The 11,708-nt window shown below is 62.1% G+C and carries 12 protein-coding genes; 8 read left to right on the top strand and 4 right to left on the bottom strand.

What is annotated here, in order from left to right; all coding sequences use genetic code 11:
- From AF71_RS19305 to AF71_RS19270, 8 genes are all read left to right on the top strand, one after another.
- Window positions 1–265, top strand: a 265-nt coding sequence (locus tag AF71_RS19305) for a transposase (RefSeq protein WP_169682652.1), incomplete at its 5' end; no start/stop codon positions are given.
- Window positions 266–382: 117 nt separating this feature from the next.
- Entirely contained in the window at window positions 383–1,408 is a 1,026-nt protein-coding gene (locus AF71_RS19300) for a LacI family DNA-binding transcriptional regulator (protein WP_169682650.1), read from the top strand.
- A gap of 19 nt (window positions 1,409–1,427) precedes the next feature.
- Window positions 1,428–2,450: an ABC transporter substrate-binding protein gene (locus AF71_RS19295; protein WP_169682648.1), complete on the top strand. Its 1,023-nt coding sequence runs from the start codon at window positions 1,428–1,430 to the stop codon at window positions 2,448–2,450.
- Between the two features lie 60 nt (window positions 2,451–2,510).
- On the top strand, window positions 2,511–3,338 hold the full coding sequence (locus AF71_RS19290) for an ABC transporter permease (RefSeq protein ID WP_018859250.1): 828 nt from the start codon (window positions 2,511–2,513) through the stop codon (window positions 3,336–3,338).
- Entirely contained in the window at window positions 3,335–4,114 is a 780-nt protein-coding gene (locus AF71_RS19285; RefSeq protein WP_169682646.1) for an ABC transporter permease, read from the top strand. Before AF71_RS19290 ends, AF71_RS19285 begins: the two co-directional genes overlap by 4 nt.
- Complete coding sequence (locus AF71_RS19280) at window positions 4,107–5,132, top strand: ABC transporter ATP-binding protein (RefSeq protein ID WP_018859248.1); 1,026 nt, start codon at window positions 4,107–4,109, stop codon at window positions 5,130–5,132. Before AF71_RS19285 ends, AF71_RS19280 begins: the two co-directional genes overlap by 8 nt.
- Window positions 5,133–5,136: 4 nt before the next feature.
- Window positions 5,137–6,057, top strand: a complete 921-nt coding sequence (locus AF71_RS19275) for a nucleoside hydrolase (protein ID WP_018859247.1) — start codon at window positions 5,137–5,139, stop codon at window positions 6,055–6,057.
- Window positions 6,054–7,844, top strand: a complete 1,791-nt coding sequence (locus AF71_RS19270) for an adenine deaminase C-terminal domain-containing protein (RefSeq protein ID WP_169682644.1) — start codon at window positions 6,054–6,056, stop codon at window positions 7,842–7,844. Before AF71_RS19275 ends, AF71_RS19270 begins: the two co-directional genes overlap by 4 nt.
- A 62-nt stretch (window positions 7,845–7,906) precedes the next feature.
- Here the strand turns inward: AF71_RS19270 and AF71_RS19265 are convergent, their stop codons facing one another.
- From AF71_RS19265 to AF71_RS19250, 4 genes are all read right to left on the bottom strand, one after another.
- Window positions 7,907–9,082 (bottom strand): M20 aminoacylase family protein, encoded by a 1,176-nt coding sequence (locus tag AF71_RS19265; RefSeq protein ID WP_113471972.1) that lies wholly within the window; start codon window positions 9,080–9,082, stop codon window positions 7,907–7,909.
- A 104-nt stretch (window positions 9,083–9,186) separates the two neighbouring features.
- The gene (locus tag AF71_RS19260; protein WP_018117122.1) at window positions 9,187–9,948 is read right to left on the bottom strand and encodes an SDR family oxidoreductase; all 762 of its coding nucleotides are present in this window, start codon (window positions 9,946–9,948) and stop codon (window positions 9,187–9,189) included.
- Window positions 9,949–9,960: 12 nt separating this feature from the next.
- Window positions 9,961–10,773: an ABC transporter permease gene (locus AF71_RS19255; protein WP_018859244.1), complete on the bottom strand. Its 813-nt coding sequence runs from the start codon at window positions 10,771–10,773 to the stop codon at window positions 9,961–9,963.
- A complete protein-coding gene (locus tag AF71_RS19250) occupies window positions 10,773–11,639 on the bottom strand; it encodes an ABC transporter permease (RefSeq protein ID WP_018859243.1) in 867 nt (288 codons plus the stop codon). Before AF71_RS19250 ends, AF71_RS19255 begins: the two co-directional genes overlap by 1 nt.
- Window positions 11,640–11,708: the final 69 nt, after the last annotated feature.

The raw sequence follows: 11,708 nt of genomic DNA, 5'->3' as shown, positions 1-11,708 counted from the left end.
GGTCGGTGTTGCCCCTATCAATCGCGACAGTGGCCTGATGCGTGGCAAGAGGATGATTGCCGGCGGCCGCAAACCAGTGCGCGACGCCCTTTACATCGCCGCCTTGCCCGCCATCCGCTTCGATCCAGCCATGAAGGCCGTCTTCGAACGACTGAAAGCGAAAGGAAAGCCCGGAAAGGTCGCTCTCGTCGCGGTCATGCGAAGGATGATCATAATCCTCAATGCCAAAATGAGAGACTATCGAGCAACGGTGATTGACGCCTAACACCGTTGCTTTTTTATTACTGTCACCGCATCAATACTGACCGCGGCGGCAATTTTGGAATCGACAAGGCCAATGGCGTGATGTACGAATGATTAAACGATTAATCTACAGAAAACCATGCCTCCCACGCGACCTGGACCGAATCTGAGCAGAATTGCAACGTCGCTTGGCGTCTCCGTCGCGACAGTCTCCAATGCGCTCTCGGGCAAGGGTCGTGTTTCCGAACAACTGGCTGAGAAAATCAAGGAACATGCGGCCGAACTCGGCTATGTCCCTAGCCAGGCAGGGCGTGCATTGCGTACCGGCCGCAGCGGCGTCCTTGGCCTGGTTCTACCTGATATCGCCAACCCGCTTTTCCCCAAGCTTGCGCAGGCCATCGAATTCGCGGCCAGCACGGCGGGCTATGGCGTGCTGATCGCCGACTCCCGAGGCGACGTTGCAACGCAGACCGAGGCAATCAACCGACTGATCGAGCGTGGCGTCGAGGGCATGGTGATAATACCGCGCCGGGCCACTCGAATTTCCGCCGCGGCCTGTCCCGTCGCGGTCATTGATACAGCGTCCACGCCGGGCAACACCGTTGCCGCCGATCACATGCAAGGCGGCTGGGCGATCGCCAATCATCTAGCCGAGCTTGGGCACCGGCGTGTCCTTATCATCGGCAACAATCCCGGCTCAAACGTCCAGAACGATCGCGTGGGAGGAATCCGTTCAGGCCTCCGTCCCGGGATGAGTTCGGCAACCCTCTGGATCGAGACGCTGGAACGGCAAAACGGCGGCGGCTGCAGCCTCGGTCTCGCTGAGAAAGTGCGTGAGGGCTACACGGCATTCGCCGCACTGTCAGACCTGCAGGCGCTGCGAGCCCTCACGGAGTTGCAGCGTGACGGCATCGATGTGCCCAGCATGGCGAGCGTTACCGGTTTCGACGATCTCATCTGGTCGCCGGTCATCACGCCATCCCTGACGACGGTGGCGATGGACATGCACACGATCGCGGAGATCGCGATTTCATCGCTACTGCAGACCATACAGACGCGAGGCAGCCGCGAGGGCGTACTTGTCACGTCCGAGGCCGACCGAGTTCCAATGCAACTGATCGTTCGCCAGTCCTCCGGGCCGGCGGACCCAACACGAATATCCTGACAGACGGAGAACAGCTGACATGAAGAATGCCCTCATCGCTTCGGCCGCGCTATTGGCGCTGTGGCCCCTCGCCGCAAAGGCAGAGGAGAAGACGCTGACGATTTCCGTCTATGCCTTCGCTCAGGATGACTTCAAGACCATCGTCTACGACCCCTTCGAGGCGAAGTGCGGCTGCAAGCTCGTGGTCGAGACCGGCAACAGCGTCGAGCGACTTGCCAAGATGGAGGCCAACAAGGCGAGCCCCGTCATCGACATGGCTGTCGTCTCCATGGCCGATGCCCTTTCAGCCTCGCGCAAGGACCTGATCGACAAGATTGATACTTCGAAGCTCTCCAATTTCGGGAAGCTCTACGACCTCGCCAAGGATCCGAATGGCGACGGCATGAGCGTCGGCTATACCTTCTATGCCACGTCGATCGCCTACCGCTCCGACAAGATGAAGATCGAGTCCTGGGCAGACTTGCTGAAGCCTGAATATGTTGGTCATGTCGCCTTCCCGAACGTCACCACCAACCAGGGCCCTCCGGCGCTCTTCATGCTCGGCCAGGCGCTCGGCAGCGACCACCCGGACCTGAAGGCGCCGATCGAGTCGCTCGGCGAGAAGAAGGACGAGATCGTCACTTTCTATGAGAAGTCCTCGCAGCTCGTGCAGCTGATGCAGCAGGAGGAAATCTGGGCCGCCCCGATCGGCCGTTTTTCCTGGGCAGGCTTCACCAAGCTCGACGTTCCCGTCGCATGGGCAACGCCCAAGGAAGGCCAGACTGGCGGCATGAACGTGATGGTCGTCACCAAGGGCTCGCAGAACCGTGATCTCGCCCTGCAGTTCATGGACTTCTGGCTCTCCACCGAAATCCAGACGAAGCTTGCTGAAAAGCTCGTCGACAGCCCGGCGAACAAGGAGGTCAAGCTCTCCGAAGAAGCCGCCAACAACCTGACCTACGGCGAAGAAACCGCCAAGAGCCTGAAGCTCATCCCGTCAGCAGCCGCGCTCGACTACCGCGCCGCCTGGCTGAAGGAATGGAACGAGAAGGTCGGTCAGTAATTTCCAAGCTGGCTCCCAGGCTTGCGGGAGCCAGCCCTTCCATCCGTCGAAAGTCGCTTCATGTTTCAGAACCGCGCAGAAGCCCTGGCGCTTGCCCTGCCCGCAGCAGTCTTTGCCGCGCTGGTCTTCCTGCTGCCCGTTGTCGTCCTCCTCTCCGAAGGCTTCCGCATCGACGGCAGCTGGACGCTCAGCGCCTATACCGGCTTCTTTTCCGAGTCGCTGAACCGTACTGTCTTTTTGCGGACCTTCCGCTTAGGGCTTGAGGTGACAGCGGTTTCGGCTGTCATCGGCTATGCCGCCGCCTTCGCAATCGTCAACCTGCCGCCGAAGGGCAAGGGCCGGGTGATCGGCCTCGTCACCTTGCCGCTGATGATCTCGCCGGTTGCCCGCACCTATGCCTGGATCGTCATCCTCGGCCGCACCGGCATCGTCAATCAGGCCATCCAGGGCCTCGGCCTCAGCGACGGCCCGCTGCGCCTGCTCTTCACCGAAACCGCGGTCTTCATCGGTCTGCTGCAGCTCTTCCTGCCGCTGATGATTCTGTCGCTGATCAGCGCCCTCGAGAACATGCCGAAGGACGCCATTCCCGCCGCCCGCGTGCTCGGTGCCAACTGGTTCCAGGTGTTCTGGAAGGTGATCCTGCCGGTCACCCGCGAAGGCCTCGTCGTCGGCGGCACGCTCGTCTTCACTGGATCGCTTACCGCCTACATTACGCCTGCCGTGCTTGGCGGCTCGAAGGTGCTGATGCTGGAAACGCTGCTCTATCAGCAGGTGTCGGTGGCCAACAACTTCGTCTCGGCAAGCGTCATCGCCTTCATGCTGATCGTCATGAGCTTTGCCGCCAACATCCTGCTCAAGCGCCTTGCCACGGCGAGGAACAAGCGATGACCGCCCGTATTCTCTCTCCGCTGGTTCTCGGCCTTTTGCTGATCTTCCTGATCGGCCCGTTCCTGATCATCATCGCCGCATCGCTCTCGGCTGGCGACACACTCGCCTTCCCGCCGCAGGGTCTTTCCCTGAAATGGGTCGCCAAGGTCTTCACCATCGACAGCTTCCGCGAGAGCTTCGCCATGTCGATGTTCCTTGCCGTCTTCGGCACGCTGACAGCGCTCGTGCTCGGCATTCCCGCCGCCTACGCACTGTCGCGCTACAGGTTGCCCTTCGGCGAAACGGTGCGCACCATCGTCTCGCTGCCGATCATCGTACCCGGCATCATCGTCGGTCTGGCCCTGCTGCGCTATCTCGTCGTGCCCTTCGGCTTCAACATCACGCTGGCCCTGTTCATGGCGCACACGGCGCTCGTGCTGCCCTACGCCGTGCGCGTCGTGTCAGCCAGCCTCAACAACCTGCGCTCGGATATGGAAGAAGCTGCCGTCCTGCTCGGTTCCTCACGCGTTGGCGCCTTCTTCCGCGTCGTCATGCCAAATATCCGCGGCGGCATCCTGGCGGCCTTCATCCTTGGCTTCGTGACGAGCTTCAATCAGGTTCCGGTCTCGCTCTTCCTCTCCGGTCCGGGCGTCCGCACCCTGCCGATCGACATGCTGGGCTACATGGAGACCACGTACGATCCGTCGATCGCGGCTCTCTCCTCGCTGCTTGCCTTCCTTTCCATCGGCATCGTCTTCCTTGCCGAACGCTTCCTGGGATTCTCTCGTTATGTCTGACGCCTATCTCAAACTCGACAAGCTGACGCTTGCCTACGGCGATACGGTCGCGGTGAAGGATCTGGATCTTACGATCAGGAAAGGTGAACTCGTCGCCCTCCTCGGCCCCTCCGGCTGCGGCAAGACCACGACGATGCGCTCCATCGCCGGCCTGCTGAACCCGAGTTCCGGCCGCATCACCCTCGACGGGTCGGACATCACCCGCGTTTCCGCCAACAAGCGCAATGTCGGGCTCGTCTTCCAGTCCTACGCCCTCTTCCCGCATCTGACGGTCTACGAGAACGTCGCCTTCGGCTTGCGCCTGAAGGGCATCGGCGGCAAGGATCTCGATGGCAAGGTCAGCGCCGGCATCAAATCAGTCGGCCTTGCCAAGTTTGCCGATCGCAAACCCGCCGAACTCTCCGGCGGCCAGCAGCAGCGTGTGGCCCTTGCCCGTTCCATGGTCATGGAGCCGAAAGTTCTCTTGCTCGATGAGCCCCTTTCCAATCTCGACGCCCGCCTGCGCCTCGAAATGCGCGCCGAGCTGCAGCGCGTCCAGAAGGAAACCGGCGTCACGATGATCTTCGTCACCCACGATCAGATCGAGGCGCTCGCTCTCGCCGACCGGATCGTGGTGATGCTGAACGGCGGCATCGAGCAGGTCGGTACACCGGAGGAAATCTACAATAAGCCCGTCTCGGCCTTCGTCGCCGATTTCGTGGGCTTCGAAAACGTCTTTGCGCTGGAAAACGGCAAGCTCGCGACATCCACCACATCGGTCGAGCTTTCCGGTCCAGCGCCACAGGCCGCAAAGGGCCTGGCCTGGCGTCCGCGCATGGTGAACCTTGGTTCAGGTCCTTACCAGGGCACCGTGCGCGGCACCTCGTTTGCCGGCAACACCCGCGAATATCTGCTCGACACGCCGCTTGGCCCCATCAAGGCCGAGGTCGATGCCGAACTGCCGACGCATGCGATCGGCTCGACACTTCCATTCGACCTGCCGCTTGCCGCAGCAGCGCCGCTCTCACGCTACAGGTAACATCATGGGCGTCTGGATCGACACCGACATGGGCTTTGACGATATCGCCGCGATCCTCGTGGTGACACACGCGAAGCTCGACATCGCAGGCGTCTCGCTTGTCTTCGGCAACACGCCGCTGGCGCAGGTGCGCGTCAACGCATCAGGTGCTGCCAAGGCCTTCGGCTGGACTTTCCCGATCCACACCGGCCGTGCCATGCCAGTTCTCGGCTCGCTCGAAACCGCCCAGGCGATCCTCGGCGAAACAGGTATTCCGACATCGGGCCAAGGTCTGCCCGCCGCGCCGGCCTTGCCGGAAGGCGATGCATTCGCTGCGCTCTGCCGCTGGCTAGAGACCAATGGCCCGCACCGGATCCTGGCTCTCGGCCCGTTGACCAATCTCGCCGCCCTCGCACTGGCATGCCCGGACCTCGCAGCCCGTATCACCGAACTCACCTGGATGGGTGGCGGCGTCACCGCAGGAAATCACACGGCATCGGCCGAGTTCAACGCGCTGGCCGACCCGGAAGCCCTCGCCATCGTTCTCGCCCATAATCTGCCGCTGCGCATGGTCGATCTCGATCTTTGCCGCAAGGTTATCGCGACTCCTGACGACGTCGGCCCGGTGCGAGACGCCGGTGGCGCCAACGCGCCCCTTATCGCCGATATGCTCGACGGCTACATCGGCATCGGAACCAGCCGCGGCAGACCGGGAATGGCGATCTACGACCCATCAGCCGCAGTCGCCTTCGTCGCACCCGACATCGTTACTTTCCGCCCGGCGCGCATCGACGCCGAATTGCAGGGTCAACATTCGCGTGGCCGCACCGTGGTGGAGACCCGGGCGACGCATGCAACTTTCAACGCCAAATACGCCGTCGATATCGACACTGAAAAGGCCCGCGCCCTGATCCTCGGCGCACTGATCGATGAGGCCGGCCGATGAGCGCCGCCGAAACGAAGGATCTCAACGATCCCGCACTTCGCGCCCGTGCCGTCGCCGCCGCGCGCGGTGGTGCGCCTTTCGACCTGCTGATCTCGGGCGGACGCCTGCTCGATGTCGTCACCGGCCTGACCCGCGACGCCGACATCGGCGTCGTTGGACCGCTCATCGCAAGCGTCCACGCACCGGGCAGCCGCACCGACGCTGCCAAGACCGTCGACGCAACAGGCAGCATCGTTTCGCCAGGCCTCATCGATACGCACATGCATATCGAAAGCTCGATGGTGACGCCCGCCGCCTATGCGGCAGCCGTCGTTCCGCGCGGCGTGACGACTGTCGTCTGGGATCCGCACGAATTTGGCAACGTGCATGGCCTGGACGGCGTGCGCTGGGCAATCGAAGCGTCCCGGTGCCTGCCCCTCCGTACCATTGTTCTCGCGCCTTCCTGCGTTCCTTCCGCTCCGGGGCTTGAAGTCGCCGGCGCCGATTTCGACGCATCGGTCATCGCCGAAATGCTGCGGTGGCCTGGCATCGGCGGTGTAGCCGAGGTCATGAATATGCGCGGCGTGATCGACGGCGATCCCCGCATGACTGATATTGTGAATGCCGGCCTCGCTTCGGAAAAACTCATTTGCGGCCATGCGCGCGGACTTGAATGCGCTGACCTGAACGCCTTCATGGCTGCCGGTGTCAGCTCCGATCACGAATTGACCTCGAGCGCGGACCTGCTGCAGAAGCTGGCCGCCGGACTGACCATCGAGCTTCGCGGCTCGCATGACTATCTGCTGCAGGAGTTCGTAACCGCGCTCAACGGAATCGGCCATCTGCCATCGACGGTCACGCTCTGCACGGACGACGTCTTCCCCGACGAACTGAAGGACGGCGGAGGTCTTGACGATGTCATCCGACGGCTCGTCCGCTATGGCATGAAACCGGAATGGGCGCTGCGGGCCGCCACCTTCAATGCAGCGCAGCGATTGAAGCGTTCGGATCTTGGCTTGATTGCCGCCGGCAGACGCGCCGATATCGTGCTCTTCGAAGACCTCGTTGGTTTCGCCACGAAAGCCGTCATCGCCAATGGCGCAATCGTCTCGACATCGGGCGAAATGAACGCCCAGTTGCGCTCGTTCGATACCGTCGCGCTACAAAATTCGATCAAGCTGACCGCCCTGGCGGAAGATGACTTCAGGGTTCCCGCCACCGGCAAGCGCGTTCGTGTCGCCACGATTGACCGCCCCCGTTTCACACAGTGGGGCGAGGCGGAAACCGGCGTCGACGGCGGCTTCATCGTGCCGCCGGTCGGGAGCACCATGATCGCGGTCGCGCATCGGCACGGCAAGGTCGACGGTCGGCCGCGCGTCGGCTTCCTGACAGGTTGGGGAGAATGGCGCGGAGCCTTCTGCACGACGGTGTCCCACGACAGCCACAACCTCACGGTCTTCGGCGGCAATGCACGCGACATGGCGGTCGCCGCCAACGCGGTGATATCAGCGGGCGGCGGCATGGCTGTCGCCAGAGATGGCCAGATTGAAGCGCTTCTACCCTTGCCGGTGTCCGGCTTGGTCACCAACGCGCCATTGGAAGAAGCGGCCGCGTCCTTCCGGGCGATCCGAAAGGCGATGGAAAAGATCGTCGACTGGAAGCCGCCCTATCTCGTCTTCAAGGCCTGCTTCGGCGCAACGCTTGCCTGCAACGTCGGCCCGCATCAGACCGATCGGGGGATCGCCGACGTCCTTACAGGCCAAGTGCTCGAAAGCCCAGTGATCGAGACCCCCGAGCACGAGGAGTAGCAGCAGCTGGGCTTGTGCCCCAGCTGCGGTCGGCTAAGTCATCGAGGTCCGCGAACCACCGATTAAAGTGCGGCCTTCAGCTCGCGCTCGACCAGCGTTGTCCAAAAGGCCGCGCCGTAGCCAATCGCATGATCATTGAAGTCATAAGCGGTGTTGTGATGCAGGGCGCCATCGACGGCAGGACCGTTCCCGAGCCAGACGTAACATCCCGGCGCATTCTGGCCGAAGAACGCGAAATCATCGCCTGCCGTCGAGGGCGGGAAACTCGTGCGCACCTTCCCCTCGAAGACCGCCTTAGCGGCGCCGAGCGCACGCGCGGTCGCGTCGCTGTCGTTGACCACGGGCGGAATACGTCGTTCGAACTGGTAGTCGACCGCAATGCCGAACATCGCCGCCGTGCCATTCGCAAGCCGGCCGATCTCTTCCTCGAGTTGATCGCGAACTTCAGGCGAATAGGCCCGGGCGGTGCCGCCGATCTCGACGATATCGGGTATGACGTTCAACGCCTTGGGGTCGCCGGCCTGCAGCGAGCAGGCGCTAATGACGGCCGGCTGCAGCGGATCGACGACGCGCCCGACAATCGTCTGCAATGAGGTCAGGAAGGTGCCGGCAGCGGTGATCGGATCCTTGCCGAGATGCGGCTTGGCGCCGTGCGTCCCGGTGCCCCGTAAGGTCACGCGCCAACTGTCTGACGATGCCAATTGAGGGCCTTCGACTACAGCGATCTCATCGACGGCAAGGCCCGGCATATTGTGAAGCCCGTAGACGGCATCGCAGGGGAACAGTTCGAACAGACCCTCCTCGACCATCCTGCGCGCGCCGCCCCTCCCCTCCTCGGCCGGCTGGAAGATGAAATGCACGGTTCCGGAGAAGTCACGCGTTGCCGCCAGATATCGTGCCGCGCCGAGCAGCATTGTTGTGTGCCCGTCATGTCCGCAGGCATGCATCTTGCCACTAAATTTTGACTTATACGGACGATCCGCCATCTCCGGCATCGCAAGCGCATCCATATCCGCCCGCAACCCGATTGTCCGCGTGCCATTGCCGACCGGCAGTGTACCGACAACGCCGGTGCCGCCGAGGCCGCGATGCACCTTGATGCCTGCGTCTTCGAGCAACTGCGCGACGATGTCGCTCGTGCGCTCCTCCTCGAAGCCAAGCTCTGGATGGGCATGCAGGTCGCGACGCAGTCCAGTCAGGAAGGGCAGATCGGTCTCGATCCGGGCGGGAATGGGCATGGGCCTTGGATGTCCTGTAAATACAAGCGGGCGCCAGAACAGCGCCCGTCACAGTCCATCCGTTATTTAACAATTGCCCTAGGAATTCAACCTTCTCAACCGGCTCAAACGACGGTCTCCCCGCCGTCGACCACGAGGATCTGCCCAGTCATGTAAGAGGAGCGGTCCGACACGAGGAAGAGGATCGGCTCGGCGATCTCCGACACGTCGGCCCAGCGTCCAAGTGGCACCTTCTCAGCGATATAGGCTTCGATCGCCTCACGCCCGCCCATCTGGGCAATGAAGGGTTCGTTGAAGGGCGTATCCACCCAGCCGGGGCAAAGCGCATTCACGCGGATGCCGAACCTGGCATAGTCGCCCGCCATCTGCCGCGTCATGGCGATGACGGCGTGCTTTGTCGTCGTATAGGCGATCATCTCGCGATCGTAGAGCACGCCCGATGAGGATGAGGTGTTGAGAATGACGCCTTTGCCCGTCTTCTTCATGACAGGCATGACGAAGCGCGCGGCCATGAAATGTGCGCGGACATTCAAGCTCCAGGACTTGTCAAAACCGTCGATCGCGACCTGCTCCAGATCGCCGGCGACCTGCGCACCGGCATGGTTGTGAAGGATGTCGATGCGGCCATGATGTTCGGCAATCGCGGCAATGCCTGCTTCCAGCGCCTTGTCGTCGGTGACATCAAGCACCATGCTTTCGGCGCTGCCGCCACACCTACGGATCCGGCTGACGGTCTCCTCGGCATTCATGAAGTCGATGTCGGCGACGACGACATGGGCGCCCTGTTTCGCCATGACGAGCGCGCCGGCCTGACCGATGCCGGACCCGGCACCGGTGACGATTGCAACACGGTTCTTGAGGATCATGGTGTTTCCCAATTAGGTTGTTGTTGTCCTTTCGCGCATAAGGAAACGCGCGATGAGAATGAGGGCAAGCGATGCGATGAGCACCATCGTGGCGATTGCGTTGATCTCGGGCGTCACGCCGCGACGGATCGAGGCAAAGACGTAGATCGGCAGCGTCGTGTTCGACCCGGCGACGAAGAACGCGATGATGAAGTCATCGAAGGAGAAGGTGAAAGCGAGCAGGAAACCGGCCAGGATCGACGGCAGGATCTGCGGCAGCACGATCTGGCGAAAGGTCGTCAGCGGCGTCGCGTAGAGATCACTCGACGCTTCGACGATATCGCGCCCGAGGCTGGCGATGCGCGCCTTCACGATCATCGTCACCAGGGCCATGGTAAAAAGCCCGTGTGCGGCGATGATCGAACCGTAGCCGAGCGTCAGCTTTGGCGGTTGATTGCCGGGCCAAATCGCTGCCAATGCCGGATTGATGAAACCGAAGACTTCAACCAGGGCAACCAGCGTCGCGATGCCGATCACAACCCCCGGAACGACGATAGCTGCGGCAAACAGGCCATCGAACACGGCCCGTGTCTTGGCGCCAAGCCGCTCCATGCCGAGCGCGGCCATGGTGCCGAAGATCGCCGCTAGTGCAGCGCTGGTCAGGGCTATGATGAGGCTGTTTTGCAGAGCCTCCATGAGGAAGGTGTTCGAGAGCGCCTTACCGTACCATTGCGTGGAAAAGCCCGTGAAATCGGAAGCGTTGCGGCCCGCATTGAACGAGAACAACACCACCAGCGCGATCGGTGTGTAGAGAAACAGATAGACTGCCGTAACAAGCCCACGCATCAGACAAGATCCACCTGGCGGGTACCCGCAACGCGCCAGGCGATGCGCATGGCGACGAGAAGCACGATGACGACGACGACAACGAGGGTGACGGCGATCGCGGAGCCGAACGGCCAGTTGCGCGACTGCAGGAAGAGGTCGACCAGCGCGTTCCCGATAAAGAACACCTTGCCGCCGCCCAGCAGCTGCGGGATCAGGTACTCACCGAGCAACAGGATGGTGACCAGCGCCACGCCGGTCATCACGCCCGGCAACGACAGCGGCAGCGTTATGCCGAAGAAAGTCGACAGCGGTCTTGCTCCGAGGTCCGCTGAAGCTTCCAGCAACCGGCGGTCCAGCTTTTCCAGGCTGACGTAGATCGGCATGATCATCAGCGGCAGGTAGCCATAGACGATGCCGAGAAGGACAGCCCCCGGCGTGTTCAGAAGCCGTACATTCTCGATGCCGACAAATTCCAGGAGATGCGGGATGCCCCGCGCGCCGAGGATATACATCCACGCATAGGTGCGAACGAGAAGACTGGTCCAGAAAGGCACTACGACGAGTGACACCAGCAACAACCGATACTGCGGGCTTACCTTCACCGCCAGGTAGTAGGCGACCGGATAGGCCACCAACAGGCAGACGAAGGACCCAATCGGCGCAAGCACCAGCGTGTTCTTGAAGGCGGCCGCACGGGATCCGAGATTGGCAAATTGGGCAAACGTAAATGCCGCTTGGTAACCGCCTTCCGGCGCCCGCTCGCCGAAGGAGAACACAACGATGGCAATGAACGGCAGGACCAAAAAGACGAACAGCCACGCGCTCGCCGGCGCAACGAGGGCCGCGGTGATCAGGCGTTTTCTGGTGTCCGGTGACAGAGCCATTCTGGAGGTTCGCTGGTTGGTGACCACGAGGAGGCTTGCCTCCTCCCGAAACCGGGAAGAGGCATTGCA

It is taken from the genome of Rhizobium sp. 57MFTsu3.2, assembly GCF_012932765.1.
In the GTDB taxonomy this organism is placed as follows: Bacteria; Pseudomonadota; Alphaproteobacteria; order Rhizobiales; family Rhizobiaceae; genus Rhizobium; species Rhizobium altiplani.
Note: the sequence above shows the minus strand (reverse complement) of the source record. Positions and strands in the feature narration are given on the sequence as shown.

What these genes read in the sequence shown, in the direction of transcription:
- AF71_RS19300 (WP_169682650.1), top strand. Translation starts at nt 383, where the DNA reads ATGCCTCCCACGCGACCTGGACCGAATCTGAGCAGAATTGCAACGTCG.
- AF71_RS19295 (WP_169682648.1), top strand. Translation starts at nt 1,428, where the DNA reads ATGAAGAATGCCCTCATCGCTTCGGCCGCGCTATTGGCGCTGTGGCCC.
- AF71_RS19290 (WP_018859250.1), top strand. Translation starts at nt 2,511, where the DNA reads ATGTTTCAGAACCGCGCAGAAGCCCTGGCGCTTGCCCTGCCCGCAGCA.
- AF71_RS19285 (WP_169682646.1), top strand. Translation starts at nt 3,335, where the DNA reads ATGACCGCCCGTATTCTCTCTCCGCTGGTTCTCGGCCTTTTGCTGATC.
- AF71_RS19280 (WP_018859248.1), top strand. Translation starts at nt 4,107, where the DNA reads ATGTCTGACGCCTATCTCAAACTCGACAAGCTGACGCTTGCCTACGGC.
- AF71_RS19275 (WP_018859247.1), top strand. Translation starts at nt 5,137, where the DNA reads ATGGGCGTCTGGATCGACACCGACATGGGCTTTGACGATATCGCCGCG.
- AF71_RS19270 (WP_169682644.1), top strand. Translation starts at nt 6,054, where the DNA reads ATGAGCGCCGCCGAAACGAAGGATCTCAACGATCCCGCACTTCGCGCC.
- AF71_RS19265 (WP_113471972.1), bottom strand. Translation starts at nt 9,082, where the DNA reads ATGCCCATTCCCGCCCGGATCGAGACCGATCTGCCCTTCCTGACTGGA.
- AF71_RS19260 (WP_018117122.1), bottom strand. Translation starts at nt 9,948, where the DNA reads ATGATCCTCAAGAACCGTGTTGCAATCGTCACCGGTGCCGGGTCCGGC.
- AF71_RS19255 (WP_018859244.1), bottom strand. Translation starts at nt 10,773, where the DNA reads ATGCGTGGGCTTGTTACGGCAGTCTATCTGTTTCTCTACACACCGATC.
- AF71_RS19250 (WP_018859243.1), bottom strand. Translation starts at nt 11,639, where the DNA reads ATGGCTCTGTCACCGGACACCAGAAAACGCCTGATCACCGCGGCCCTC.